The 27,000-nt window shown below is 68.1% G+C and carries 20 protein-coding genes and 1 pseudogene; 11 read left to right on the top strand and 10 right to left on the bottom strand.

Annotation, left to right across the window (positions count from 1 at the left end; translation table 11 throughout):
* Nucleotides 1-38: 38 nt before the first annotated feature.
* On the bottom strand, nucleotides 39-812 hold the full coding sequence (locus IEZ15_RS03220; RefSeq protein WP_229845720.1) for a class E sortase: 774 nt from the start codon (nucleotides 810-812) through the stop codon (nucleotides 39-41).
* Nucleotides 813-920: 108 nt separating this feature from the next.
* On the opposite strand from IEZ15_RS03220, the gene IEZ15_RS03215 reads away from it, so the two are divergent.
* The gene (locus IEZ15_RS03215; protein ID WP_189274068.1) at nucleotides 921-1,922 is read left to right on the top strand and encodes an SEC-C domain-containing protein; all 1,002 of its coding nucleotides are present in this window, start codon (nucleotides 921-923) and stop codon (nucleotides 1,920-1,922) included.
* 113 nt (nucleotides 1,923-2,035) lie between these two features.
* Complete coding sequence (locus IEZ15_RS03210; RefSeq protein ID WP_189274066.1) at nucleotides 2,036-2,542, top strand: GNAT family N-acetyltransferase; 507 nt, start codon at nucleotides 2,036-2,038, stop codon at nucleotides 2,540-2,542.
* A 196-nt stretch (nucleotides 2,543-2,738) separates the two neighbouring features.
* On the opposite strand, the gene IEZ15_RS03205 is transcribed toward IEZ15_RS03210, so the two are convergent.
* Both IEZ15_RS03205 and IEZ15_RS03200 read right to left on the bottom strand, forming a co-directional pair.
* Nucleotides 2,739-3,551 carry a hypothetical protein gene (locus IEZ15_RS03205; protein WP_189274064.1) on the bottom strand — a complete coding sequence of 271 codons (813 nt, stop codon included), beginning with the start codon at nucleotides 3,549-3,551 and terminating at the stop codon, nucleotides 2,739-2,741.
* Complete coding sequence (locus IEZ15_RS03200) at nucleotides 3,548-4,099, bottom strand: SigE family RNA polymerase sigma factor (RefSeq protein ID WP_229845719.1); 552 nt, start codon at nucleotides 4,097-4,099, stop codon at nucleotides 3,548-3,550. The genes IEZ15_RS03205 and IEZ15_RS03200 overlap by 4 nt, the downstream gene beginning before the upstream one ends.
* 234 nt (nucleotides 4,100-4,333) lie before the next feature.
* Between IEZ15_RS03200 and IEZ15_RS03195 the strand changes: the two genes are divergently transcribed.
* Together IEZ15_RS03195 and IEZ15_RS03190 are read left to right on the top strand one after the other, a co-directional pair.
* Nucleotides 4,334-7,768: a S8 family serine peptidase gene (locus tag IEZ15_RS03195; protein ID WP_189274060.1), complete on the top strand. Its 3,435-nt coding sequence runs from the start codon at nucleotides 4,334-4,336 to the stop codon at nucleotides 7,766-7,768.
* Nucleotides 7,769-7,923: 155 nt separating this feature from the next.
* On the top strand, nucleotides 7,924-8,292 hold the full coding sequence (locus tag IEZ15_RS03190) for a S1 RNA-binding domain-containing protein (protein ID WP_189274058.1): 369 nt from the start codon (nucleotides 7,924-7,926) through the stop codon (nucleotides 8,290-8,292).
* Between the two features lie 132 nt (nucleotides 8,293-8,424).
* Here IEZ15_RS03190 and IEZ15_RS03185 read toward each other — a convergent pair whose 3' ends face one another.
* A complete protein-coding gene (locus IEZ15_RS03185; RefSeq protein ID WP_189274056.1) occupies nucleotides 8,425-8,844 on the bottom strand; it encodes a RidA family protein in 420 nt (139 codons plus the stop codon).
* A 478-nt stretch (nucleotides 8,845-9,322) separates the two neighbouring features.
* Here IEZ15_RS03185 and IEZ15_RS03180 point away from each other — a divergent pair, with 478 nt between their 5' ends.
* Entirely contained in the window at nucleotides 9,323-12,463 is a 3,141-nt protein-coding gene (locus IEZ15_RS03180; protein WP_189274054.1) for a DEAD/DEAH box helicase, read from the top strand.
* On the opposite strand, the gene IEZ15_RS03175 is transcribed toward IEZ15_RS03180, so the two are convergent.
* The 3 genes from IEZ15_RS03175 to IEZ15_RS03165 all read right to left on the bottom strand — a co-directional run bounded on the left by IEZ15_RS03175 (nucleotide 12,460) and on the right by IEZ15_RS03165 (nucleotide 14,648).
* Nucleotides 12,460-13,443 (bottom strand): YDG/SRA domain-containing protein, encoded by a 984-nt coding sequence (locus tag IEZ15_RS03175; RefSeq protein WP_189274051.1) that lies wholly within the window; start codon nucleotides 13,441-13,443, stop codon nucleotides 12,460-12,462. The two genes, IEZ15_RS03180 and IEZ15_RS03175, sit on opposite strands and share 4 nt — an antisense overlap.
* Nucleotides 13,444-13,620: 177 nt before the next feature.
* Complete coding sequence (locus tag IEZ15_RS03170) at nucleotides 13,621-13,995, bottom strand: hypothetical protein (protein WP_189274049.1); 375 nt, start codon at nucleotides 13,993-13,995, stop codon at nucleotides 13,621-13,623.
* On the bottom strand, nucleotides 13,992-14,648 hold the full coding sequence (locus IEZ15_RS03165; RefSeq protein ID WP_229845717.1) for an ATP-binding protein: 657 nt from the start codon (nucleotides 14,646-14,648) through the stop codon (nucleotides 13,992-13,994). Before IEZ15_RS03165 ends, IEZ15_RS03170 begins: the two co-directional genes overlap by 4 nt.
* A 201-nt stretch (nucleotides 14,649-14,849) precedes the next feature.
* Between IEZ15_RS03165 and IEZ15_RS03160 the strand changes: the two genes are divergently transcribed.
* Both IEZ15_RS03160 and IEZ15_RS03155 read left to right on the top strand, forming a co-directional pair.
* A complete protein-coding gene (locus IEZ15_RS03160; RefSeq protein ID WP_189274047.1) occupies nucleotides 14,850-15,695 on the top strand; it encodes a helix-turn-helix domain-containing protein in 846 nt (281 codons plus the stop codon).
* Nucleotides 15,695-15,907, top strand: coding sequence for a DUF397 domain-containing protein (locus IEZ15_RS03155; protein ID WP_189274045.1), 213 nt, complete (start codon nucleotides 15,695-15,697; stop codon nucleotides 15,905-15,907). Before IEZ15_RS03160 ends, IEZ15_RS03155 begins: the two co-directional genes overlap by 1 nt.
* Nucleotides 15,908-15,970: 63 nt before the next feature.
* Here IEZ15_RS03155 and IEZ15_RS03150 read toward each other — a convergent pair.
* The 3 genes and pseudogenes from IEZ15_RS03150 to IEZ15_RS03140 form a co-directional block, all read right to left on the bottom strand.
* A pseudogene (locus IEZ15_RS03150) lies at nucleotides 15,971-16,821 on the bottom strand (helix-turn-helix domain-containing protein).
* 365 nt (nucleotides 16,822-17,186) lie between these two features.
* Nucleotides 17,187-17,387 carry a hypothetical protein gene (locus IEZ15_RS03145; protein WP_189274043.1) on the bottom strand — a complete coding sequence of 67 codons (201 nt, stop codon included), beginning with the start codon at nucleotides 17,385-17,387 and terminating at the stop codon, nucleotides 17,187-17,189.
* Nucleotides 17,388-18,347: 960 nt separating this feature from the next.
* Nucleotides 18,348-18,923: a DUF4240 domain-containing protein gene (locus IEZ15_RS03140; RefSeq protein WP_189274041.1), complete on the bottom strand. Its 576-nt coding sequence runs from the start codon at nucleotides 18,921-18,923 to the stop codon at nucleotides 18,348-18,350.
* A 345-nt stretch (nucleotides 18,924-19,268) separates the two neighbouring features.
* Between IEZ15_RS03140 and IEZ15_RS03135 the strand changes: the two genes are divergently transcribed.
* The 4 genes from IEZ15_RS03135 to IEZ15_RS03115 all read left to right on the top strand — a co-directional run bounded on the left by IEZ15_RS03135 (nucleotide 19,269) and on the right by IEZ15_RS03115 (nucleotide 26,854).
* Nucleotides 19,269-20,177, top strand: coding sequence for an aldo/keto reductase (locus IEZ15_RS03135; protein ID WP_189274039.1), 909 nt, complete (start codon nucleotides 19,269-19,271; stop codon nucleotides 20,175-20,177).
* Nucleotides 20,178-20,298: 121 nt separating this feature from the next.
* Nucleotides 20,299-20,730, top strand: a complete 432-nt coding sequence (locus IEZ15_RS03130; protein ID WP_189274036.1) for an effector-associated constant component EACC1 — start codon at nucleotides 20,299-20,301, stop codon at nucleotides 20,728-20,730.
* On the top strand, nucleotides 20,727-25,229 hold the full coding sequence (locus IEZ15_RS03125) for a caspase, EACC1-associated type (RefSeq protein WP_189274034.1): 4,503 nt from the start codon (nucleotides 20,727-20,729) through the stop codon (nucleotides 25,227-25,229). Before IEZ15_RS03130 ends, IEZ15_RS03125 begins: the two co-directional genes overlap by 4 nt.
* A 959-nt stretch (nucleotides 25,230-26,188) precedes the next feature.
* Complete coding sequence (locus IEZ15_RS03115) at nucleotides 26,189-26,854, top strand: hypothetical protein (RefSeq protein WP_229845716.1); 666 nt, start codon at nucleotides 26,189-26,191, stop codon at nucleotides 26,852-26,854.
* Nucleotides 26,855-27,000 lie beyond the last annotated feature (146 nt).

Below are 27,000 nucleotides of genomic sequence, written 5' to 3'. Positions count from 1 at the left end.
GTCGTCTGAGCACGTCAGGGAACCTTAGTGCGACACCGCTACCGCGCCCGGACCCCCGTCAGCCTCCCCCACACGACAAGCCTGTAACGGGAGGTGAATTCGGGCGTGCACGTAGTGAGCGTCACATAGGAACCGGCCGTGCTGTACCCCGTGTACGGCTTCACATTGCTGCGCGGGACGGCCGCGATGACACCGCTGTCACGGGCGCTGGTCTGCCCGAGCGTCCGGTCGACGGTGTACGTGTAGACGGCGTCCCGGGTCTCGACACCGATCCGGTCCCCGCGCCGCAGCCGGTTGATGTACCGGAAGGGCTCGCCGTGCGTGTTGCGGTGCCCGGCGAGCGCGAAGTTCCCGGCCTGGCCGGGCTGTGCGGTGCGCGGGTAGTGCCCGACGTACCCCTTGTCGAGGACGCCGCGTTTGCTGATGCCCTGGGCGACGGGGGCGGTGAGCCCGAGCCGCGGGATACGGATGACGGCGTACGCCTGATCCCAGCGGGGCGCGGGGGGTGCGGTGCGCCCCCCGGACGAACCCCCGCCGGAAGCCCCGGGTCCGGACCCGCCACTGCTCCCCGTACCGTCCTCCGGCCCCTGCGGCTGTCGCGGCTGTTCCTGCTGCTGCCCCTGCGGCTCCCCCCACTCCCGCTGAAGGGCCTGCACCTTGTGCTGGGCGTCGGCGCGGGCCTGCCGGTTGGTCCACCACAGCTGATGAACAACGAGCAACAACAGGACGACACCCAAGGTCACCGCCACCTCGGCGCCCGTCCACAACCCGCGCGCGGCGACCCGGCGCCCTCGCAAGTTCCGCTGCGTCACAACCGGTATCCGCTCCCGCACGGCCCGCACGATAGGGCCATGTGCCGTAACTCTCCAGGGCCGGAACAACCCTCCGTCCAGGTGCCGTACAGCAGTACGGTGTGGTTCATGCGCCCCGACACGCCTGCTGACCACATCACCGAAGCCGAGCGCCTGCTGCGCACCGCGGCGCAGTACCCCGAGGACCGCGAGCCGCTGCTCCTCCAGGCCGCGGCCCATCTGGAGCTCGCCGGTGACCGCGCCCGCGCCACCACCCTCTACGACGAACTGCTCGGCTCCCCCGGCCTCGACCACCCGCACCTGGTCAAGGCCCTGAACGCGGCCAACCTGTGGGAGTACGGCCACGAGGCCGAGGCCCGCGCGATCATCGACGGCATCCGTGCCGCGGGGCCGCACGACCCGGCGCCCTGGGAGATCGCGGCCGAGACCCTCGAAGCGCACGACGAGCTGGAGGCGGCCCACGACTTCTTCACGACCGCGCTGACGCTCCTCCTCACGCCGGGCGAGGAGGTCCCGTACGCCACACAGTCCCTGCTGATCGGCCGCCACCGGGTGCGAAGGCTGATGGGCGTCGAGCACGATGTCTGGGACGAGCTGGCCGACACCGTCCACACGGCCTCCGTCACGCTGGACGAGCTGCACGACCCGAAGCGCCTGTGGGCGCTCGGCTCCTCGGACCCGGGTGAGCTCCGGGCCGAGATCACCCGCCTCCGCGCCGAACTGGGCACGTACCGCACCGCGCTGTCCCGCCCGTTCCCGGTTGCGGTGCTGCACTGGCCGGCCACCGAACTCGACGAACTCCTGGGCGCGTACCCGGTCCTGCGCAGCGAGTACCCCTCCCACACCGACCACCTGGCCCGCCTGGAAGCCGCACTCCGGGACCTCCACCAGGCCGGCACCCCGAACCTCGGCATCGTGACGGGCACGGTCCCGTCGTACGAGGCCTTCGCCGCCTCGGAAGCCACGTCCCCGGCGGACCCGGACCTCCTCCCCCAGTACGCCACCACCCTCGCCGCCCGCGGCCGAGCGGTCCCCTGGCCCCCGGCCCGCAGCGCACCCTGCTGGTGCGGCTCGGGGCGGACGTACCGGGAGTGCCACGGGACGGAGTGACGGAACGGGCCGGGGGCTCCGTCGTTCACCTCCACGACGGGGCCCCCGTTCTTCCACGACAGGGCCCGAAAACCGCGAGGCGACCTCTCCCGAGGCCACGTAGCCTTCCCCCCATGCCCGAACTCCAGCGCCTCCGCGCCGATCACGCCCCGGCCCTGCTCGCCTTCGAGCAGGAGAACCGCGCCTTCTTCGCCGCATCGGTGCCGGATCGCGGCGACGACTACTTCGCCCACTTCGAAGCCCGGCACGCCGCGCTGCTCGCCGAACAGGCCGCGGGCACCTGCCACTTCCACGTCCTGGTGGACACCGACTCCGACGCCGAGGGCGAGATCCTGGGCCGGTTCAACCTGGTCGACGTCGCGGACGGCTCCGCCGACCTGGGCTTCCGTATAGCCGAAAAGGCCACCCACCGGGGCCTGGCCACGGCCACCGTCCGCCAGATCTGCACCCTGGCCGCCACCGAGTACGGCCTGACCACACTGCGCGCAGCAGCCGCGCTCGACAACACGGCCTCACGCGCGGTCCTGACCCGCACGGGGTTCGTCCCCACCGGAGAGGAAACCCTGCTGAACGACCGCCCCGGGCTCGGTTACGTACGGAGTACGGCGGGCGAGGCCTGAGGGTGGCGGAGGTCCGAGGGACGCGGTCCGCCAAAGGCGCGCCGGACGACGGCTCAGGTGCCCGGAGCACCGATCCCCGCCGCGCCGCCCCACACCGACCGGGGCCCGTCCCCCGTCGCCTCCTGCCGGCGTGGCCCCGGGTCACCCCCCGCCCCGGTCCGCACCGTCAGTGGCCGGGGCGGGGCCATGGCGCAGGTCAGAACTTCCAGGCGGGGTCATTCGCGATCTTCAGCATCGCGGTGGTGTCCGGCTGCGGCTGCGACCGCGTGCTGCGCGCCCCCTTCGCGTCCGTGCGGCCGGCCCACTGCTGAAGGGTCACCGTGCGGCCGTCCTTGCGCAGCACCCGGACGTACCAGGACGGCTGTCCGTCCCGGGGCAACCGCAGCGTCACGGCCTCCGCCCGTGCGCCGTCGGCGAGTTCGACCACCTGGCAGTCGCTCGCCGGGGCGGTGTCGCGCGGAGCCGGTGCGCCCGGCCGGGGTGCGACCTTCGGCATCGTGATGCTCGCGCAGAGCGGCACCTGCGGGGCCTTGGCCGTGTACTCCGCTCCGCCGACGAACTCCACCGGGCCGGTGCCGCTGTCCCACTGCACGCGGTAGGTCCGGCCGGGGAAGTCTCCCTCCCGGACGGTCGCCTTCCCCGGCGGGAGCAGCCCGACCAGGGTGTCGGCGAGCCGCTTGCTGCTCCACCGGGTCGTGTGCTCGGTTCCCGGCCCGAAGGCGTCGGGCCGCACGGTCTGCGGCGCCGCGCTGCCGGCCGCGGCGGGCACCAGCGGACCGACGAGCGGGTCGGCCGCGGCCGACGGGGTCGCGGCCGGGCCGGCGCCGGGCATGACCAGTGCCAGGGCGGCCACCGCCGCCCCTGCGGTCAGGCCCGCTCCGGCAAGTGCTCCGCGGCGGCGGACACGGCTGCGCCGTCCGGCCGCGACCGCCGTGTCGACGCTGGTCCGCAGGGGCGGCTCGTCATGGAGCCCGGCCTCCAGAAGGGTCTTGACATCGTGGTTGTTCATCGCAGTACGGCCTTCCTTCGGGTGGAATCGGCTGGAGGGGCGAACGCCCCGAACGTGTCGGAGTCCGCGTCGTCCCCCAGGAGGGAGCGCAGGCGGGCCAGTGCCCGTGCGGTGTGGCTCTTCACCGTGCCGATGGAGCAGCCCATGGCCGCGGCGGTCGCGGCGATGTCCAGATCGGCCCAGTAACGCAGCACCACCACCGCCCGCTGCCGCGGCGGCAGGACGGCCAGCGCGGCGCGCACCTGGAGCCCCAGTGCCGGGTCCGCGCAGGGCTCGGCGCGGTCGGGCAGTACGCAGGAGGGCTGTTCGCGACGCCAGCGTCGCCGCATGTGGTCGACGCAGGCCCGAGTCAGTACGCGGTGGGCGTACGCCTCCATGTTCCGTATCTGGCGCCGCCGCCCCCACACGGAGTACAGCTTCGCCAGTGCCGTCTGCGTGATGTCCTCGGCGTGGTGCCAGTCACCGCACATCAGGTAGGCGGCGCGGCGCAGGTGCACCAGCCGATCCTGGGCGAAGCCGCGGAATTCCTCCAGGTCACCGGTACGCAATGCGTGCCTCCGTTCGTCTCTGCCCCCTTCGACGGAGCGGGCCGGGTGCGGGGATGTCACGAGCCGTGAGATCTCTCCGAATAATTTCTTTCTGACTCCCCGTGACCTCCCCGCACCCCGTCCGCTCCGTCGTTCCTGTCGAGACATGGGAGCAGGCGGCGCCCGCGTCCGGAGCATCCACCCATGTGATGGGGGCGGACGCTCCCGCGGGGCCGCGCGATCGAGAGGACACGTATGCGAGGCATACGTACGGCAGGCCCGCCGACCGCCCTCGTGCTGGGCGCACTGCTGATCGGTACGGCGGCCGCGCCGCCCGCCGGGGCGGCCCCGCCCCGCGCGGCCACGGCGGCCGGGGCGGGGTCGGTGGTGCAGATGACGCTCATCACGGGCGACAAGGTCACCGCCCGGGTCGGCGCCGACGGCACGGTGTCCGTGGTCACGGTACGACCCGGCCCCGGGCGCGAGGACATCGCGTTCACCCAGCAGGGATCCGGCGGTTCGGTGTCGCTGGTGCCGCAGGACGCGGTGGCACCGCTGCGCGCCGGGCACCTGGACCCGCGGCTGTTCGACATCACGGGGCTCGTGGCCCAGGGGTACGACGACGCCCACAGCCCGCAGTTGCCGCTGATCGTCACCTACGACAGGGCAGTCGGCGGGAGAGCCGCTCCGCAGCCGCCGGCCTGGGCACCGGCCGTGCGCGCCCTGGCGAGTGTGCACGGCGCCGCGCTGCGGGCCGACAAGAAGCGGGTGTCCCAGGTCTGGAAGGAGTGGGGCCCCGCCGCATCGAAGCGGAAGTCGGCGGCCGCTCTCGCCCCGGGCGTGGCCAAGGTGTGGCTCGACGGCAAGGTCGGCGCCAGCCTGGACCGCAGCACGGCCCAGGTCGGTGCGCCGCAGACATGGAAGTCCGGCTGGACCGGAAAGGGCGTGAAGGTCGCGGTGCTGGACACCGGCATCGACTCCACACACCCCGACTTCTCCGGCTCGATCGGCGAGTCGGCGGACTTCACGCAGGGCAACGGCGCCATCAGCGGCGCCGCCTCGGACGGCGACGGTCACGGCACGCATGTGGCCTCCACCGTCGCCGGGGACGGCACCGCGTCCGACGGCCGCTACCGGGGCATGGCCCCCGACGCCGAACTGCTGGTCGGCAAGGTGCTCGACGACAACGGCGGCGGGCAGGAGTCATGGGTCCTCCAGGGCATGGAGTGGGCCGCGGCGCGGGCACCCATCGTCAACATCAGCCTGTCCGGCGCCGTCACCGACGGAACCGACCCCCTCTCGCAGGCCGTCGACAACCTCTCCGCGAGCCACGGCACGCTGTTCGTCGCGGCGGCCGGCAACCTCGGACGCCCCGGTACGGTCAGCACGCCCGGTACGGCCGATGCCGCACTGACCGTGGGCGCCGTCGAACGCGACGACGCGCTCGCCGGCCTGTCGAGCCAGGGGCCGCGCCTGGGCGATCACGCGGTCAAGCCCGACCTGACGGCGCCGGGCATCGGCATCGTCGCGGCCCGCGCAGCCGGCACCGACGGCAACAACACAGTCAACGACCGCTACACCGCCCTGTCGGGCACCTCGATGGCCACGCCGCACGTCGCCGGCGCCGCCGCGCTGCTCGCCCAGGCCCACCCGGACTGGAAGGGGCCGCAGCTCAAGGCCGCACTGACCTCCTCGGCGAAACCGGTCGCCGGGCAAAGTGCGTACGAGCAGGGCGCCGGACGCCTGGACGTGGCGCGGGCCACCGCCCAGAGCGTGTTCGCCACCGCCGAGGACACCGGCGTGTACTTCAACGACCCGAAGGCCACAGAGCCGGTCACCCGCACCGTCACGTACCACAACACCGGCACGGCGGAGGTCTCCCTCACCGTGGCCGCCGCCGCCACCGGCCGGGCCGGCGAGCCTGGACCGAAGGGTCTGCTCACCGTGTCGCCGACCGGTCTGACCGTCCCCGCCGGGGGCACGGCCCAGGCCACGGTCACCATCGACCCGGGCGCCGCGGCGGCCGGCACCTCCTTCAGCGGCCGTCTCACCTCGACCGCCGAGGACGGCACCGTTGTGACCGGCCCGGCCTTCGCGGTCACCAAGGAGGCCGTACAGCGCCAGGTCACGGTCGAGGCCGTCGACCGCAACGGCGCACCCCTCGGCCCGGGCTCACGTGAACAGGGCTTCTCCTCCGCACAGTTGACGAACCTCGACGACGGCCGGACGTTCGGCCTCACCTTCGACGACGGCACGGCCACCGCACGCGTGCCGGAGGGCCGCTACAACCTCGGCGGCACCCTGGTCACTCCCAGAACCGACGACGCTGCACCGACGTCGACCATGTTCCTCCAGCCCGAGCTGGACATCCGCCAGGACAGCACACGCACGGTGGACGCCCGGCAGGGCAAGCCGATCACCGTCGCCGTCCCGGACCCCGGCGCTCAGCCCTACTCGCTGTCGGCCGGCTACTGCTACCGCCCGGCAGGGGACCGGACGTGCGCGGACCAGGGCGCCCTGCTCGGCAGGCCCGGACGGCTCTACGTCGTCCCCGGCAAGCAGGTGTCCGACGGCACGCTCGGCTTCTACGTCCGCAGCATCCAGAACGGCGCGCAGGCACCGAAGGGACGCCTGCCCGACCACTACGACCTGCTGCTGCTCACCACCGGTTCCTTCCCCGACCCGGCCTTCCGCCTCGCCCGCAAGGACCTGGCCGCCGTCAAGAACGACTACTACGCGCAGGGGCCCGGTACGGCAGGCAGCACGTCCAGCTGGCCCACCGAGTCCGGTCTGGGCGGGATGAGCATCGCCGAACCGGACTTCGCGCTGCCCGCGGCACGCACCGAGTACCTGACCGTGCGCGGCCAGCAGCGCGAGACGTACTTCAGCCAACAGATCGGCGAGGGTGGGGAGTTCGCGCCGCTGCCCGTCACCCAGACCGGCATCGCCTCGTGCACGGCCGGCAGCACCTGCACCGACCGTTGGAACGCCGCCGTCATCGGCCCGGGCCTGGCGCCCGTCAAGAACGGCGCGCCGTCGTTTCTCCGTGCCAGTGACGGCACCATCAGCGCGGAACCGCAGCTGTTCAGCGACGCGGCCCCCAGGCACTACGGCGGCCCGATGCCCGACTGGCAGCAGGACACCGTGCACATCACCCTGGCGAAGAACGGGCAGAAGCTCGGCTCCAGCGATTCCCCCGGGGCCACCTTCGCCGTCCCCCAGGACGCGGCCACCTACCGGCTGACCGCCCGGGCCACCCGCGATGAGCCGTGGGCGTCGCTGTCGACGACAGTGGAGACGGCATGGACCTTCCGCTCCGCGGCGGTCGCACCCGGCCCCGACGGCGCGGTGCGCAGCGACGCGCTGCCACTTGATGTCGTACGTTTCATCGCCCCCGTGGACACCACCAACCAGACCGCCCGGACCAAGCACACACTGACCGCACGGGTGGAACGGCAGGTCGGCGCCGCGGCATCCCGGACCAAGAGCCTCAACGTGCAGGTCTCCTTCGACGACGGCGCGACATGGCAGGACGCCCCGGTCACCTCGGACGGCAGCGCGAGCCACCGCGTCACGATCACCCCGCCCGCAGGGTCCGGCTCCTTCGTCTCCCTGAAGGCCACGGCACGCAACACCGACGGCGGCACCGTGGAACAAACCATCCTGCGCGCCTACCGTCTGGCCCCCTGACCGCGGCGAACCGCCCCGGACAACAAACCATCCACTCCCCGAGCCGCCCCGGCGGACACTGACGCTGTTGGCGAATTCAGATGTCGGGCCCGGCGCGAGCTGAAGCTCGCACCGGGCCCACCTGTCCGGGCCGGTGCTCGTGCGAGGATGCGTGAATGGTGACGGAGGCGGAATGGGAGCGAGTTCAAGGTGAGCTGCGCTTCGGTCAGGTCATCACGGGCACAGTCGTCCGAGTGCCCAAGCCCGGGGCGATCGGTGTCTTCGTGGACATCGGCCTCGGTGTCGAAGGGTTCGTCGACGTCGTGCTTCTGCCTCGTCGCCGAATCGAGGACTGGCCTGTCGAGGGGACTGTGACCGACTTCGAGATCTGGTGGGTGCACACGGGTCACCAGCAGATACGGCTGAAGCCGTCTGATCCGAAGTACCTGTGCGAGGACTTCGCCGATTTCGTTGCCCGGTACAGGCCCACTTGGCCATCCGAAATCGGCAAAGCCCTGAGGGGCCCGACGCCATCAACTCCGTAGGAACTGCTCAGGCTTCCCTCCGCTGAAGAGCCCCACAGTGTGAGACACGCGTGCGGGCAGCTCAAGGAACGCATGGCCCGCAAGCTGCGGACCGAGCCCGGCAAGGCGGTTGCCCGTTGGCGACCCACGCTCCTAGCTTTCGGGTCCCTCGGCCGGACGGACCGCGACCGCGTCGATCTCGAAGAGCATCCCGGGCAGCGCGAGCGAAGCGACCCCGCTGAGCGTCTGGGCGGGCAGCCGGTCGCCCCAGGCGCCGTGCAGCGCCTTGCCGAGGATCTCCAGCTTCTCCAGGTCATGGTCGACGATGTATGTGCCGAGCCGTACGACATGTTCGAAGCCGAGACCGACCCCGGCGAGCGCGATGCGCAGGTTGCCGAAGGACCGCTCGACCTGCGCGGCGAAGTCACCGGGCACGACCTGACCGGTGTCGTCGGAGGCGTACTGCCCACCGATGAACACCAGCTCGCCGGGTGCGGAAGCGACATGGCTGTAACCGAACGGGGTGGGGTCGTGCAGCCCGGCAGGGTTGGTGATGGTGCGGCTGTCGCTCATGTGCGGTGGTTCCTTCAAGTGTGGTGTTTCCACCCGGTGAAGCTCCCCCAGCGGGGTGGACACGCGATCTCTGCGCTGCGAGGGCGATGTCGTGACTCTACTTGAGACGCTTCGTGCGGGTTTCGGCAGCCGGGCGTGGAGTGCAGCTGTCGGCGGTTGCAGTGCACTGCGCGAAGCGGGAGATGCCGGCCCGAGCCGATTCGCGGCTGGGCCGGAGGATGGAGCCGATCTCGGATTTGGGGGCGGCGACGAAGCTCTCTGCATCAGCGCTGCCGTAGCTTCCGGGCGAGGACCTTCGGTGGCATCGGGAACGCCCCCTCGGCTGCATCCTCGGCGCTGATGGAAGTTACCTTGGGATGTTCACGACACCCTTCTGAAGACCCTCCGCCCAACACGGGCAGGCGCATGCGATAGCGGCTTCGTCAGTCCTGCTTGATAGAACTGCATGCATAGCTGACGAGACGAGGGGGACTCGGCCATGCCCGACGACTTTGCAGGCGAAGCAGCTCCGGTTGCTGGGCTCTACGAGACACTGATCACCCATCGCCTCGAAGAGCGTATGAAGCAACTCGACTCCACGGGCTGGCGCTCCATCGATGAAATAGTCGGCGCTGAATCTGCACCTCACGTGCTGTCACGCCACATCGGGAGCGTCGTGCGGCGGGTCCTCCAGGGCCTCTCACCTGCGGAGCAGGTGGTTGCCGCCAACCACATCCTGGATTCGCTCAACACCATCGAAGGTGCGACCGAGTGGGTCGATCTCGTCATCGAGGGCCCTCGGCAATTGCTCGCTGTCGCGGAGCAAGAAGCTCCTGGCGTCTACGCCATTCGCCCAGCAACACCTCTCTCCGAGACGGCACTGATCACCAACTCGCCTGATGATCCGAGCCTGGGCTTTGAACTGCGCGCTGAGTTGGCTACGGCGGACCGTGTTGATCTCCTCTGCGCCTTTGTGAAGTGGCACGGACTGCGAGTCCTTGAGCAGTCGCTCTCCTCCGCACGCGATCGCGGCGTACCCATCCGCGTGTTGACGACGACCTACATCGGAGCCACGGAGCGTCGCGCGCTGGATCGCCTGGTCCGCGAGTTCGGTGCCGAGGTGAAGGTCAACTACGAGCTCCGCTCAACACGCCTTCATGCCAAGGCCTGGCTCTTCCGTCGCGAGAGCGGCTTCGACACGGCATACGTCGGCAGCTCGAACCTGTCCAAGGCCGCGCTTCTAGACGGGCTCGAATGGAACGTTCGGCTGTCGTCGGTCGCCACGCCATCTGTCCTCCGCAAGTTCGAAGCAACATTCGACGCGTATTGGAGTGAGCGCTCCTTCGAGCCATACGACCCCGACAGCGACGCGCAGCGACTGGACGATGCGCTATCTCACGCTGGCGGGTCCAGCCAAAGCGGCGGCACCACCATCACGCTCTCCGGGCTTGAAGTCCGCGCCTATCCGCACCAGCGCGACATGCTGGAGCGCCTCGAAGTGGAGCGCACCGTCCACGATCGGCACCGCAACCTCCTCGTCGCGGCGACCGGCACCGGCAAGACTGTGATGGCCGCTCTTGACTTCAAGCGCCTGCGGCGGACGCTGGGCCGTGACCCGCGGCTTCTCTTCGTCGCCCATCGCAAGGAGATCCTGGAACAGTCTCTGCGCGTCTACCAGAACGTGCTGACTGACGCGAACTTCGGCGAGCTCTTCGTCGGTGGGGATATCCCTGACAACTGGACGCATGTGTTCGCCAGCGTCCAGTCGCTCAACTCCCGCTCACTGGAACGCTTTGCTCCGGACCACTTTGACGTCATCGTAATCGACGAGTTCCATCACGGCACGTCCCCCACCTACCGCCGGATTCTGGATCACTTCGAGCCAAAGGAACTGCTGGGACTCACCGCTACCCCGGAACGCATGGATGGGCTGAACATCCAGGACGAGTTCTTCGACGGTCGGATCGCCGCAGAGATGCGTCTCTGGGAAGCCCTGGAGAACGACCTACTCAGCCCATTCCACTACTTCGGCGTCACCGACAACACCGACATGAGCGCCATCACCTGGAAGCGGGGGTCGTACGACGCCACGGCCCTCAGTAATCTCTTCACTGGCAATGACGCACGAGCCAGGCTCGTCGTGCAGGCCGTGAAGGACAAGGTTGCCGACCCGGGCTCTATGCGCGCGTTGGGCTTCTGTGTGTCAGTCGCGCACGCAGTCTTCATGGCTGACTTCTTCCGTCGAGCCGGACTCAATGCGATCGCCCTGTCCGGCGAGACCTCACGCCATGAGCGCAAGGACGCCCTGGATCAGCTCAAGGCAGGCACGCTCCAAGTCATCTTCTCTGTCGACCTGTTCAACGAGGGACTCGACATCCCTGACGTCGACACTCTGCTCCTCTTGCGCCCTACTTCCAGCGCCACAGTGTTCCTCCAGCAGCTGGGACGAGGCCTGCGTCGGACCGAGGACAAGGCCGTCCTCACTGTCCTGGACTTCATCGGTCAGCACCGCAAGGAGTTCCGCTTCGAGGAGCAGTTCCGCGCGCTGACCAACCTCACCCGCAATCGCCTGCTCGCCAACATCGAACACGACTTTCCGCAGCTGCCTTCTGGCTGCCAGATCATCCTTGAGTCGAAGGCCAAAGAGCTGATCATTGACAACATCCGCAGTCAGATCAGCGTCAACGTCACTCAACTTGCTCGCGAGGTCGCCAAGTACGCTGAACCTCAGCTCGCCGACTACCTCAAGGAGAGCGGTCGAGAGCTCAAGGAGCTCTACCGAGGCAACGGGAACTCATGGACGGGTCTACTCCGCCGAGCCAAGCTCCTCCCTGAGACCGGGCCAGAGGGTGAAGCACCCCTACTGAAGCGCATATCGGCGTTCCTTCACGTCGATGACCCGATCCGAGCCGCCGCGTACAGCAAGCTCCTCGCTGACGAGGCCCCCACATACGACGACCTCAGCGAGCAGGAACAGGCCTACGCGCGCATGTTCTTCTTCTCTCTGTGGCCGTTGGGCGGCGACTTCAACAGCTACCAGGCAGGCTTCAACACCCTTCGCCCTCAGCACGCCTTCCGCGACGAGCTCCGCCAGGTCCTCTCCCACGTCCTGGACCAGGCTGACCACGTACCCGTCGCGCTGCTCGGCAGGCATGCAAGCCTGCCGCTGACAGTGCACTCCTCGTACAGCCGCGAAGAGATCCTCCCCGCCCTGGGGCAGTCCTACGTGGGCGGCTTCATGCCGGGACACTTCCGCGAAGGTGTGAAGTGGTGCGAAAACATAGAGACCGACGCACTACTCATCACCCTCGAAAAGGATGAGAAGGACTTTTCCCCGGAGACTCGCTACAAGGACTACGCCCTGAACGAGTCCCTGTTCCACTGGGAATCCCAGAACCAGACCTCCGAGGCATCCCCCACCGGCATCCGCTACCAGACCCACAAGGAGAAGGACACCCACGTCCTGCTCTTCGTCCGCCGCTACAAGAAGACGGACATTGGCGGCCCCCAGCCGTGGATACTTCTTGGCCCCGCCGAGTACGTCGAACACAAGGGCAACAAGCCCATGGGCATTGTCTGGAAGCTCCGTCATGAGATTCCTGCTGATGTATGGACCTACTCAGCGATTGCTGCAGGTTAGCGATCCAGATCGCTTATACGCCAGAAACGTCGGTGCGCTCGAAGGAATCGCTTTCCAATGCGATGCTGATCCACCGTCCTCAACGGAACCGATCGCGAGGTCAGACCTTCTGCATAGCGATCCACAACATGGAACTCATCGGTCAGATAAAGGGCACCACGGTCAAGTCGAACATGGCAGTTGGGGCACAGACACAACACGTTCCCTTCGACATCGGGACCCCCTGCCGAGCCGCCAAGCGCTTGTATGTGCGCCCCCTCGGCATAGCTCTTACCCTCAGCCCCAACTGTCAGCGCTAGACCACAGATCTGACACGTGTACTTGTGCCACCGCTTAACCCGGCGGACAACAGCCGTGTCGCGGACGATGCGTTCGACCGTAGTCGTCCGTCGCTGAGTAGTCGCCTCAGACGCGTCAGCACTGTGCTCATCTGCTGCAGCTTGGTCCTGCCGGTCGAGGATGTCTCGGACCTGCTGCTCAACGGGCGTAAGTTCCTGCGTTTCAGCTGGGAGGCGACGCAGCCTAAACCGACAGATCCGAAAGCCGGCCTTACCGACTTCAGCCCAGTCCTCGACAATCTGATAGAGGCCGTCATACCGATATCCACTTACAGGCGAATAATCTCGATCACCTTCACTGCCCCGGATGACCCGTATGGGGTTTGCCAGCAGCCGACTTCTCCGGAGACCCGCGTTGCCACGGTTCTCCCAAGTCTGATCCTCTATCTGCCGACCAGTGTTTCGATCCCGACCGCCAGCACCCGTGTAAATGACCTCATCCCACTTGTCGAGGTCGTCTTCATAGCCTTGATTTAGCACGATCGCATCGGCAACTCTCTCCCCGTCAGCACCAAGCCCCCAGGAGATACCCGCCTCGCGCTCTTTGTGAAGCTTGGCATCCTTGACAGCTTGCCGGGATTCAAAATGGACGCCCGGAAGGAACTCACCTACATGCCCAAAGGAAGCTCTGTACGCAGCCATGCGAACATACTTCCGGCTATTCGATCATTTTTGATCACTCCTGCCATCTTGTGAGGCTAAGTGGCCGAATTCCCACTACACTTGACCTAAAGGCGACCACCGACTGGGCCCGGTCCGACACCTCGTCGGGGTCCTGGCCGCGGGCACAGCCGGTGGAGAGGTCGACGATCGGTTTGGCTACTCATCGAAGCGACTTGCGGCGTTCTCGTGAAAGGCCACGAGCAACTTCGAGCACTCATCGCCGATCCTCGCCAACAGATGACCGATCGCCGCCGTCCCAGTACCCGGAGCTGGAGGTTCGATTTCACGCCAGTGAATGGGTGCTGTCCCCAACACGAGCGTCGGCGTCACCTCAACAGTGATGAGGAAGAAGTCGTCCCGCCGACCGAGGGGCACGAGTTGGTGCACCGATACTCCGGGCAAGAAGCCACAATGCTGTGCAGCGCACACGAGGCACCACAGGTTGCACGAGTCTCTCCAGTCGCAGTCCGCTTCCAAGTCATCCAGCTCTTCGGCGATTTCGACAAGCTCCTCAGGCAAAGGCTGCTTCATGCCAGATCGGCCGCCTCGGCTTCGAAGTGCGTTTGCGCGCAGTCGAGTGCGTCGTCCGGATCGCAACCGTGGGCACGGAGCCAATGGAGGAGGTCGACAATGAGATCGATCGCCATCTCCCTCCCCAAGGTCAGGCTCAGCCGTTCGCGACGGGAGCTAGCCGGGACGCCGCCTAGCCCACAAAGCCCCAGCAGCGCTTCCGCTTTCGCGACTTGAGGGCCATCGACGTGATCGTTTGATGACCGAAGGCCGGTGGCCAGCTCGCACCAGGTGACCTTGGAGTCACCGCGCGGGATGACGCCCCACCGATCTGCGAAACCGTCCACAAGGGCCATACCCCGCCCCGCCTCGCTCTCCCCCGCTGCCGTGATGAGCGTAGGGAGTGCTTGCAGATCGGGATCGCTTACCTCAATGCGAAGGCGGTCTCCGTTCATGGATACGGCGAGACACGACGGGGTGCCGGGACCTACATGCCTGACCACGTTTGCGACTAGCTCCGTGACGCAGATCTGCGCCGCGTAGACGACTCCCGGCAACCCCCAGCGCTCCAGGTGTAACCGCATCACTCGCCGTAGGCCGGCGAGCTCCTCCGCTTCTGCCAGAAACGCCAGATCCCAAGCTTTTCTGTCCACGCCGAAACGACACTCATCCAAGCCGACCACTCCTCCACCACCAGGCGGTCACCATGTGTGCCCGCTGTCTCTCATACGGTGACAGTGGAACTCTCAAAATGGAACTCTCATGGAGAAGCAATGGGAGCACGCGAACTGACGCGCGCCCCCGGAGTGCGCTGTCTTGCTCGATGCACCCTGCACGATGCACGCTCTTAGGGATCAACGTGAAGGACCACAGCCATGCCAGTCGGACCAACCACTCGTAGACGTCAACTCGGCGCAGATCTACGCCGTTTCCGTGAGCGCAAGGGCCTCACATTGGAGGAGGCCGGGGCTCGGGTCGGCATCTCCAAGGCAACCTTGAGCCGCTACGAGACGAAGGAGGGCGCGGTCAAGTGGCCAGCAGTCGACGCCCTCTGCCGTGAGTACGGCACCTCGGATCAGGAACGTGCTTCACTGGTCGAGCTAGCCAAAGGCGCCCGGATCCAGGGATGGTGGCGATCCCTTGCGGATCCAATCCCCGAGTCGATGAATCTCATGCTGACCCTTGAAGACGAAGTGGTCAGTGAGGACCACTACGCCTGCATGTACGTGCCTGGCCTGCTCCAGACGCGCGCGTACGCAGAAGCAGTTCATCGCGCCTCAGAGATGCGGTGTACGGACCAGGAAATCCACCACATGGTGGACATCCGTATGAAGCGGCAGGAGCTCCTCGCTCGGGCCGAACCTCCGCACATCTGGGCAGTGATTGACGAAGCGGTCATCCGACGCATCGTGGGTGGCCGCGCCGTCATGCGCGAGCAGTTGAAGCATCTCAGTGCGCAGGCCACCCAGCCCCACGTCACTGTTCAGATACTGCCGTTCGAAGCGGGTGCTCACGCCGCTGCGGTGGGCAGTTTCGTCGTCCTCGGCGGCCCTGCGCCCGAACTCGACGTCGTGTACGTGGACATCATCGGTGGCGGACTCTTCATGGAGAAGCCGCAAGAACTCGCACGCTATAAGTTGGCGTTCGAGTACCTGCGAGCGCAGGCGTTGGATATCGACCTGTCTGCCGCGCTCCTGGACCAAGTCTGTGGGGAGCTTTGATGGATCACGAACGCACGCACTGGTTCAAGTCGTCCTACAGCGGCGGTAGCGGCACCGAGTGCATCGAGGTCGCCGACCTGATATCCGCCATCGGTGTACGCGACTCGAAGCAGCCCCAAGGGCCGCGAATCGCCGTCCAACGAAGCACCTGGACCGATTTCGTACAGAGCCTGCGACAGCCAGCGTCCAGGGGGCGCACTGGGCGCTCGTGATCAGACTCGGGGTGCTCCGCCAGCGGTTGAGGGTGAGCGATCAATCCAGGCTTCGGGGCCGAGTCAGCGGACGCCGAGGCTCCGACGTGCCTGGGCGATCACGTGTTGTGCCCCAGCTCCGAACACGGCGGATTCGCTCAGGGCCTGCCACACCCGCTGGTACGTGGCGATGGTGTCCGCGTCGTCGAGCCAGAGTTCGGCATGCCAGTCCTCAGTGATCACGAGGCGGCCGTCGAAGCTCCAGAAGCCATTGGCCGGAGAGGCCTTCACCGCTGCGTGGAGGGGGACGATCCCTAGATCGCCGGTTTCCATGCCGGTGACGCCGGCCAGGCGGTCCAATTGCGCGGCCAGTACCTGCGGAGGGCAGATCAGGGTGTGCGGCGCCGCCTCCCACATCAGGACGTGGAGCCTCTTGCCCGGGCGGTACAGCCACTCCTGCCGTTTCATCCGTGAGCGGACGGCTTCTTCCGTGTCGCGGACCAGTTCTGAAGCTCCGCGGGTCCGAGGAAGACATGGCGCGCGTAGTCGGCCGTCTGGAGCATGGACAGCACCATCGTCGGTTCCCACTCGTGGGTGGTCGAGGCACTGGCGGCCATCTCGTTCCAGGTGTCCTGTACCGGGCGATGGCCGGACGCGAGCTGCCTTCGCCATGAACGCACGTGGGACCCGAATCCCCTCAGCCGGGCATGCATCTCCTCGTACGCATCCGGGTGGTCGGTTGCGTCCGCCCACAGCCTCAGATCTTCGGGGGGCGGCAGACTGACGGCCGTTCTCCAGCTTGCTGATCTCGGATTGTGCCCAGCCGAGGCATGCGGCCAATTCCGAGCCGATGAGCGGGCCCCAGGGCGCGAAGTGCGGAGTTCCCGAAGCCTGGCCCCCAGGACCGCCCGTGCCTCTCGGTAGTCCGTACTCACCGGTTCAGCACGTGCTTTCAGTCGAGCTCGTTGACTTCGGCCGCGAACAGCTCTGCGGGACGGCGTGACGCCACGCCGCATCGCGCACCAGCGAGCAGTGCACCACCTCTGTCGGCTCCGTGATGAGTTCGACGTCCACGAGTTAGTCGCGGTCGACTACAGCGGCGACAACAGCGCCGTTCGTCGGCCCGTCGGCGGCCGGATCACGGCAGGCCCCAGCTGGTGGCTGACATGACTGAGGCCCCGATGGTTTCGGGGCCTCACCCTATTCGGGGCCGCTGTGGAGCCTAGGTTTCCGGGAGCGGTCCCAACTCCTCGGTCAGGCTGCGGAGCTGGCTGCTCCGCAGCGATGGATGGGTCTCAAATCATGAAGTCAGGCCCAAGGCCTTGGTAACAACAAATCCGAACGTTCCCACTACCGGAATCACACCGACAGCCAGGCCGACCGCAGTAAGGGTGGCCACTCCAGCAACAACCGCACAGGTGGCGACAACTCCACTGACGGTGGTGCTGACGAGGATGACGTTCAGAGAGACAGATACTTTTTGGGCGAACAGAGACAACATTTGACAGTTCCTCATCTTCTAGACCTTCACGGCATATCACCTCATATATGTCATTGATTCGTTGAGCCTCGATTGGCTCAACGCCCCGCTATTCGGGGCATCATGGCGGTCCCATGGCGACCACCCCCCTCTCCTTTTATTGCCATTGAGTGTACCTAACTCAACTCTTCTGACACCAGGCCCACGTGCACGTATGGGCGAATCAGGACCACCAAGTGCAATCCTCGGCGCAGATATACGTACACTCGTTCGCATGTTGGAGTCGAATATGCTTCTGGCAGCTTCTGAAGACATATCGATTCGACTCACGCGTTCCCTGGGTGAGCACGAATCACCATGAATTAATGCATTTCTCGACGACTGCGCGGCGCTTGTTGAGGACCACTGCAATCGGGACTTCGTTCGTCGCATCGCGTGGGCACGCAACCCGCGCATCACCGAGCACCCCGACACGGACATCACGTACGAGGCCGAACGTCTCTGGTGTGACTGGGCCGCCGAACCTGCCGCAGAACCGCGCGTGTCGACGTGGAGTGCATGGGCCGCACCGGGCTCAGTGGGCACAAGAGCTTCCGGCACGTTCGTACATCGTTTGCCGTGGTCGTTCGGTGAGCCCCGCTGATCGCAGACCCCGCCACCGGCGAGGTCAGCCCTCACTCGGCAGAGCACCGGACGCCCCATCGATCCCGTTTGAGCCGGCACCATGGGCCGGCATGGCGAAGCCCCCCACGCGAGGACGCGTCGAAGGCTCCGCCATGCCCGTGGTGCCGGCCACCACCTGCCTACGCCCACCGGCCCGCCGGACGCTCCCGCGTCACCAGGTCCGTTGGCTCCATGGCCTCGTCCGCGTCTTGCGCCAGCACTTTGACTTCAGCGCGCCAACCACAGGCCCGCTGCAACCGAGTTCAGCCGCTGGTCTGCAACCGAGGCGGAAGAGACCCGGACAGTTCCTGAGTGGACTCAGCCGGTGAGCGGAAACATCCTGCTGAGACGCGGCAGCCGACGAGACGCTTCGCCCACGTTCCGTACATCCCACGCCTCGCCGCTCGGTTCGGGATTGCACGGATTGTCCAGACCCTCGGCCTCCAACGCCTTCTCAAGGCCTTCCTCTTCGCCCGTCAGCATGTCGAACGCCTCGGCCGCGACGTAGTCCAACGACTCCCACTCGGGCCACTCGTCGTCCGGCCAGGCCTTCAGGGGACGTCCGGCCAGTCGGCGCACCTCCGGAACCTCCGCCAGTGAATCCGGATCGGCCACAGCCCTCCCGAACACCTCTCGGCCGAGGCCGACCACCCAGAACTGGAAGTACCAGAAACTGTCGTCGGAGCACGATCCTCCTTGGATCTGCTCGGCGGCGGCCCACATCTCCCACGTGTCGATCCGCCGTCGCACCCGGTGCAGGCGCGACTGGAACTGCACGATCTGCGCCAGTGGCCGCTGCATGAGTTGCTCACGCAGCGCCTCCAGCCGCTGGTCCGGGTCACCGGTCTGCTGCTGAGAGCCCTCCACCAGGGCCCAGAAGGAGTCCTCATCCATGGACCGCACTATGGCAGTCAGGTCGGACAGTGCCATCATCGCCGTCCGCTGCCTCATCCGACGCGCCTGGTCCCTCTGCCGCTGGGACACCCGTCCCAGAAGCCCCCGAATCCGATGAACTGCTGACGGACGCCCTTGCTGCTGCCCTGCTAGAATGCTGGCCATCGCGTGAGCCTTCCCGGTGCGGATACCGATCCGCCGGGGAGGCTTTTTTCATGCCCGGGGCCCGCCTGCTCCGGCGCTGGTTGCCCCGCTTTGAGGTGCTCGCCCCGCCGAGCGGCCTGAACGCGTCGCGATCACCCATCGGGTCCCCCGTTCCCCAATCCGCAAGAGGAGATCCATGTAATGAGCGCACGAACGAACACCTCGGCAGCCGAGGGCACTTGGCAGCTCGGCGACCTGACCGTCAACCGTGTCGGGTTCGGCGCGATGCGCCTGACAGGTACCGCGCCCTTCGACCGCGGCGTGCCGCGTGACCGCGAGCAGTCGATCGGCATACTCCGGCGAGCGGTCGAGCTCGGCGTGAACCACATCGACACCGCCGCGTTCTACTTCTCCGCAACGCGCTCCGCCAACGAGCTGATCAACCGGGCGCTGGCGCCGTACCCGAAGGACCTGGTCATCACCACCAAGGTCTGGCCGGGCCGGGATCCCTCGGGCGCGTGGTGGTGGGCCGCACCGGCGCAATTGCGCGGCCAGGTCGAGGAGAACCTGCGCCAACTCGGCCGCGATCACCTGGACGTGGTGAACCTGCGCGTGCCACCCAGCATGCGGACCGGCTCGATCAGCGAGCACTTCGGCGCGTTGGCCGAGCTGCGCGACGCCGGGCTGATCCGCCACCTCGGCGTCTCCAACATCACGTCCGAGCAACTGACCGAGGTCCGGGCCATCGCCCCGGTGGTCTGCGTGCAGAACCCGTACGGGATCGGCGCGTCCAGCGAGGACCGGCAACTCCTGCAGCTCTGCGGTGAACTCGGCGTCGCCTTCGTCCCGTTCTTCGCGATCGCCGGTCCCGGCCGCGAGGCGGGTCCGGCTTCCGGTGACAGCGAGGCGGTGCGCGCCGCCGCCCGCGCGCACGGGGCGTCCCTCGCGCAGGTCCGACTGGCCTGGACCTTGCAGCAGGGGCCGCACGTGCTGGCGATCCCGGGGACCGGCAATCCGGACCACCTCGCACAGAACATGGCGGCCGGCGCGCTGCGGCTCTCGAAGGAGGAGATGGCACGCCTCACCTCACTGCGGGCAGCCGACGCATAACGGGCCGTTACCCGAAGCCGCTGATCACGCTGCGGAATGACTCAGGAACGCCTGGTCGCCATCGGTAAGAGGCGGATATCCTCGGCGGACTCGTGTGGAACACCCTTACCCCGGAGTGGACATGAGGATCACCCTGGAAGTCGGCGGCCCCGCCGAGACCGACGATCTGCGGCAGTGGCTGCGGCGCAATCCCGAGCTGCGGGGCGCCGTCGGTCGGGCACTGTCCGGGCCGCCCATGCCGGGCAGCATGAGCGGGGGCGCGGCCGAGCTCATCCCCGTGCTGCTGACACCCGGCGGGCTCACCGCTGCCGTGGCCGCAGCCGTCGTCGCCTGGTTGCAGAGCAGGCGGGGAAACCAGACGGTGACGATCAACCGGCCGGACGGTACGCAGGTCACCGTCACTTCCGAGCGGGTGCGGGGGCTGACGGCCGAAGGAGCCGGCGATCTCGCGCAGCGGGTGGCCGAGGCGCTCCAGCAGCCGCCGCAACCCGCCCCGTCGACGGACGGGCGGGAAGACCAGCAGCCGGACACGGCGGAGCGGAACCGACCATGACGGATCAGCAAGGGGACTTAAGCGGCGCCAACTGCCATGCGGTCGTGGTCGGTACGGGTCGGTACGGCAGAGGTGGCGGCACAGCACTGTCGGACCTGCCCGGCGCCGCGCGCTCGGCGCGGGCTGTCGCCGCGGCGCTGCGGGAGAACTGCGGCATGGACGGCAGGGTCACCGAGATCATCGACCCGGAGGGGCCGACCGAGGTGCTCGCCGCCGTGCAGGCCGCTATCGACGCCTCCGAGGGCGGAGTTGTCCTCTTCTACTTCATCGGCCACGGCCTGGTCGGCCCCGGGCGGCAGTTGTACCTGGCCACAGCGGGCACCTCCTCGGCCGACGACACCGTCCACGCCGTCCCCTACGACCAGGTGGGCAAGCGGCTCGGTGAGGCCGCGGCAAGCACAGTGGTCGTCCTGGACTGCTGCTTCTCGGGCCTCGCGCAAGCCGCGCCGCAGGAGTCGTACCGCGAGGTCATCACCTCGGCCCGCCCCGAGGGCAGCTTTCTGCTGGCCTCGGCGACGCACTATGCCGCCTCGTTCGCGCCCGCAGATGCCGAACACACCTTGTTCAGCGGGGAGTTGCTGAGGCTGTTGACGGAAGGCGATCCGGGCGGGCCTGCCTGGTTCACCCTGTTCGATCTCTACCGGATACTCGACCACCGTTTCCAGGGCAGTGCCGCACGCCCGCACTCGGATGGTGTCGGCCGGGCCTCCGACCTGATCCTCGCCCGTAACCCCGGCAGGCTCGTCCACGACGCCGCCATGGAACCGGAGCCCGCGCAGGGAGGCGGCCCGTGCCCTTACCCCGGAATGCGGCCGTTCCTTCCGGAGCAGCACCATCTCTTCTTCGGTCGTGAGGAGTTGACGCGCAGCCTGGTGAGCCGGGTGACCGATGAACCGTACGCGGGGCCGGTCGTCCTGGTGGGCGCGTCGGGAGCCGGTAAGTCCTCCCTGCTCAGGGCCGGACTCGTGGCCGGTCTGGAGAGTGAGGGGGTGCTGCTGATTCCGGGGCCCGGTGCGCGACCGTTCCGTACGCTCGTGGAGAGCTGGGCAACGGCGGTGGGGCGGCCGTTCGCCGAGGTGGAGAACGAGTTGGGCACCGGACGGTTCGGCGGCGGCGGGCCGGGCGTGCTGGTCATCGACCAGTTGGAGGAGATGTTCACCCAGTGCCGGGACGTGGAAGAGCGCGAGCTGTTCGTCCGCGCCCTGGCCGGGGCGGTCTCCGGCAGCCCCCGCATCGTGCTGGGTCTGCGCGCCGACTTCTACGACCAGGGCCTGAACGACGCACGGCTCGCGCGGATCGTCAGGTCCGGGCAGTTCACCGTGGCCGCCATGTCCGACGATGAACTGCGAGCGGCCGTCGAACAGCCCGCGGAACACGCCGGGCTGCGCCTGGAGGACGGGCTGTCCCACCACATCCTGCGCGAACTGCGCCAGGAGCGGGCCGCCGAGGGCGACGCGGTCGCGCTGCCGTTCCTTGCCCACGCCCTGCGGCAGACCTGGGCCGGGCGCCGCGGCACCACGCTGACCTTCGCCGCGTACCAGGCCACGGGCGGGATCCGCACCTCCGTCGCCCGGACCGCCGACGAAGTCCACGACGCGCTCGGCGCCGACGACCGAAGCCGGCTGCGGGAACTGCTGCTACGCATGGTCCTGGTGGTCGACGACGGCGGCCGCGCGGTGCGCCGCCGCGTCCCCGCGCGGGAACTCGACCAGGCCGCCGATCTGCTCGGACAGCTGGCCGCGGCCCGGCTCGTCATCGTCGACCAGGACGAGGCGCAGCTGTGCCACGACTCCCTGCTCAACGCCTGGCCACGGCTGCGGGACTGGATCGCGGACGACCGGGCCGGACTCCTCGCACGCCGAAGGCTCAGTGATGCGGCCGATGGATGGCACGAGGCGGGCCGCCCGCAGAGCGGCCTGTACGGGGGCGATCAGCTGGCTTCGGCGCGCACCCAGCTCCCCGGGAGCGGCGGCACGCTGCCCATGCGGCCCGTCGAGCGGGATTTCCTCCACGCGAGCGGTCGCGCGGAGCACCGCACCAGGAAGCTGCGCCGGGCCGCGTTCTCCGTCGTGGCCGTGCTGGCCCTGCTCGCCACGACGCTCGCCGTGTTGGCGCGCGGCGCGCAGCGGGACGCGGAGGGCCGGGCGACCGTCCTGCTCGCCGACCAGGTGGCAGCGAAGGCGGACGCCATGCGCGAACGCGATCCGCAGACCGCGCTGCGGCTCAGCCTGGCGGCGTACCGCACGGCACAGACGCCCGCCACCCGGTCGAGCCTCTACTCGGCCTACCTGACCCAGACGCCGGTCGAAGTCTCGGGCGGGCATCGCGAGCCGGTGCTCAATATCGCGTTCAGCCAGGACGGAGATGTCCTGGCAACCAGCCAGCGCCGCGGGCGGGTGCAGCTGTGGGACATCTCCCGCCGGAACGTGCCCGTGAAGGCGGGGACATTGAAACTGAAGGGCAGCGCAGCCATCGCCTTCCACCCGCGCACCCGGCTGCTGGCGGCGCAGACGGCCACGGAACTCGCCCTATGGGACGTCACCGACCCCCGGCGGCCCGAGCGGCTCGCCACACGCGGCGTCCCCGAAGGCATCACGTACACCCTGGGGTTCGCTCCGGACGGCCGCACGCTCGCGGCAGGCAACGACAAGGGACGTCTACGGCTGTGGGACGTGTCAAAACCCTCGGCGCCGCTGCTGCGGACGGACCGCTCGGCGGCTCCTACCGCGCTCATCTCGCTGGCTTTCCGCCACGACGGCCTGCTGGTCACGGGCAACGGCATCAGCGGGAAAGGCGCGTCGGAGCGGCCGGCGGAAGTGCGGTTGTGGGATGTGCGCGATCCGGCATGGGCGCGGCTGCTGGACACCGCCAAGACCCCCTCAGTGATGGCAGTCGCCGCCCACCCGACGCGGGACCTGGTGGTCGCGACCGGCGCAGGAGGAAAGATGGCCTGGTGGACGGTGGAGGGCGGCCGCCGGCTCAAGCGCATCGAGCCCGAGGACGAGTGGGGCAGCCAATGGGACTACGGTGACCTGCCCTCACTGAGCTTCCGCCCGGACGGGGAAAGGCTCGCCGCGGCGAACAGCGGGGCCGGCGGGGGCGCCCAGCTCCGAAGAACGGTCGCGACCGGTGCGGAGCTGCTCGGCTCCCTGGCCGAACTGGGGACGGCACGCGGGGGCGAGCCGACCCAGTCGGTCGCCTACAGCCCCGACGGACACCATCTCGCCGCGGGCGACATGGGAGGCAACGTACGAGTCTGGCCACAGCGTGCTCCCGCACCCCGGCTTCTCGGGGCGATGACCGACGGGGACCCGGGCACCAGTCCGATCAGCGACGACGGAACGCTCATGGTCGCCGAGGGCACAGGGGACACAGAGACCACCCAGGTCTGGGACCTCCGCAGCGCGGACACGGCCGAAGGGGCCGATCCACGTCTGCGATTCACGCTGCCCAAGCCGTGGAAGGCCCGCTACTTCCTCCCGGGGACCAAGCGTCCGGTGCTGATGGCGCACCGATGGACGCAGGGCACGCAGGACCACGCGTTCCGGCTGTGGGACTTCGGCAAAGACGCGAAGAGACCTCCGGTTCCGGGAGCAGAGATCCCGGTGACGGCCGCGGACGTGCGCACAGCGGTATCCGCGGACGGCAAGCTTCTGGTCCTCGGCGGCTTGGCCACCGGCACGGTGCAGGTATGGGACATACGGGACGTCCGCCGCCCGGTGCGGCGCGCAACGATTCCCGCGGTGCCGGTCTCCGAATGGGAGAGTCTGTTCTTCCTGGGCGACCGGGGGCTCGCGATCGTGGACCGGGGCGAGCCAGGGCGGGGCAGACCGCTGGACCTGCGCATCTGGGACCTCACTGATCCCGCCGAGCCGGTCAAGGGCCTCCTCATCAAGGACGCGGCCATGGGGCAGGCAGGCTACGTGCCCTCGACGCGGCTCCTGATGCACGACGCTCTCGCCCAGCGGACCCAGCTCTGGGACATGCGAGACATCCGCAGGCCCCGGAAGGCTGCCCTGCTGCCCGCCGCGTCCGGCGGCTATCAGCCGGTCGGTAAAGGCGTCCTGGCGACGACGCTCACCGACGGAACCGTGAAGTTCTGGGACGCGAGAGACCCGTACAAGCCCCGGGAGATGGGCGAGATGCGCCTCGACGGTGCCCTCACGGACATCAGGCCGTCGCCGGACGGGAGGTGGGTCCTGACGGACGAGCCCTACCGCATCTGGGAGGCAGAGAAGGACGGCAGATGGCGCACGCCGGCCATCGCCACCGTGGAAGGCGTCAAGGACCTGAGGCTGCTGCCCGGTGGCAGCCCTTTCATGGCTGTGATCCCGAACAGCAACCTGGAAGGGCGGTACTCGAGGGGACTCACCTACCTGATCGACTTCGACACCGACCGCATCTACGACCGGCTGTGCGACACCCACCCCCTCAGCGTCGAGAAGAAGCAGTGGAAAGCACTGCTCCCGCACCTGAACCACCAACCGTCCTGCGACTGAGGGGCTGCCATCGTGCCGTCGGCGTCGTCGTCCGCCGGCCACACGACATGGGTACCGTCGAGACCGGTCCCGCCGATCGACTGCGCCTGGTCGGTGCCGGGCATGGGTATGTTTTCATCTCCCGCCATGCGAACGGAACTTCGCACCCTCAGGCGAGCCAGATCGAGCTGTGCCGGTGGTTCGCCGGTGGTACGTCCGCCATGTCTGCGGCTTCGCGCGCGAGTTCTCCGGTGGGAGTGTTCACCAGGCGCCGGATGCTCCCTGCCTGAGCGCGGAGGCGTTGGCGGGCCCTGCGTTCCGCCAGGGCGGAATCCCGGAGACCCCGCGGTCGCGGTTGTGTCGGGGGAAGCGGTAGACGCTCACGCGGCGGCGGACCCTTTGCGGCCGGGGCCTGCGCCCCTCGCTCGCTGCTTCGGTGAGGCTTCGGGCGCTGTATCGCAGAGCGTTCAGGACCACGGAGTGCCAAGGGCCGCTCGCCCGGTCGTCGTTGCAGGTCTTCCTCGTCTGCGAAGGGGGAAGGTGATGAGCGGTGCGTGCCACGGGACTCCGTCGGTAGCAACCAGCGCGGATTCAGGTGCGCACGGGGGCCTGGAGCGACTTCATAGGCGCTGTGAGGAACGGGCAGCTCAGCCAACTCACTGAGCGATGGCGCCCTGTTGCGACTGGGGTCACAACAGGGCGGCTCACAGCGTCAGTCCGGAACATTCGAGCTCGTTGACTTCGGCCGCGAACAGCTCATGCAGGACGACATGATGCCATTCCGGTGGAGCCGATGCCGGCCCAGGCCCGCGAGGCGGTGCCCTGCACCGGGCGCGCTGCCCGATGGCCTCGCGAAGGCCGGGGCGCGCCCCAACCGAACCTAGATCACATATTGCTACGCTCAGCATCCGACAATCAACCCTGTGTGATTGCCGTCAGTTTTCCGTACCCACCCTTCCGTAGACAGCAGAGGAAGACCCATGCGCATCCGCTTCGCCATGCCCGCCCTCGCGGCCACGGCCGTTCTCGCCGCCGTGGCAGCCACATTCACCGCTCCGACGGCGGCGGCCGGCTCCGCGGCCTTGAACGAACTGACCTACGGCAGCAACATCCTGCTGCAGAACCAGTACCAGGGCGACGGCGGCTACCTGGACACCAACGGGCACTCCGCGCAACCCGGCGCCACCTACGACGTGAGCACCAACGAGACCCCCAACAGCCGCGGTCCCAAGACGTCGGTCTGGAAGATCGTCTCCGCCACCGGCAAGGCCAACGGCACCCGCGTCACCAGCGGCGACGTCGTCTACCTCGTCAACCAGTACTCCAGCGGCACCTACCTGGACACCAACGGGCACTCCGCCCGCTCCGGTGCCAAGTACGACGTGTCCACCACCGCCACCAAGGACCGCGGCACCGGCACCGGCAAGTGGCACATCTTCGGCAAGAAGTCCTCCCCCGCCGACGGCCACATCCGTACCAACGACACCGTGCACCTGCTCAACGACTACGGCTCCGCCAACGGCGGCTTCCTCGACACCAACGGCCTGTCCAACCAGCAGGGCGGAGCCAAGTACGACGTGTCCACCAGCCACTACTGGGACCGCGGCACCGGCACCGGCTCCTGGAAGGTCCTGCCCGCCTCCTGACCCCCGGCCCACCGGCCACCCCGTGCCGGTCCCGCGCCACCGTGCGGGGCCGGCAGCACGCCGGGCGCCGCCCCTTGGATTCCTGCCAGCCAGTGGCAGCGGCGAAGGCCCGGCCGCTGCTGAACCCCGCGTCCTTGCGGAATCCA

It is taken from the genome of Streptomyces atratus, assembly GCF_014648655.1.
Taxonomy (GTDB): Bacteria; Actinomycetota; Actinomycetes; order Streptomycetales; family Streptomycetaceae; genus Streptomyces; species Streptomyces atratus.
Note: the sequence above shows the minus strand (reverse complement) of the source record. Positions and strands in the feature narration are given on the sequence as shown.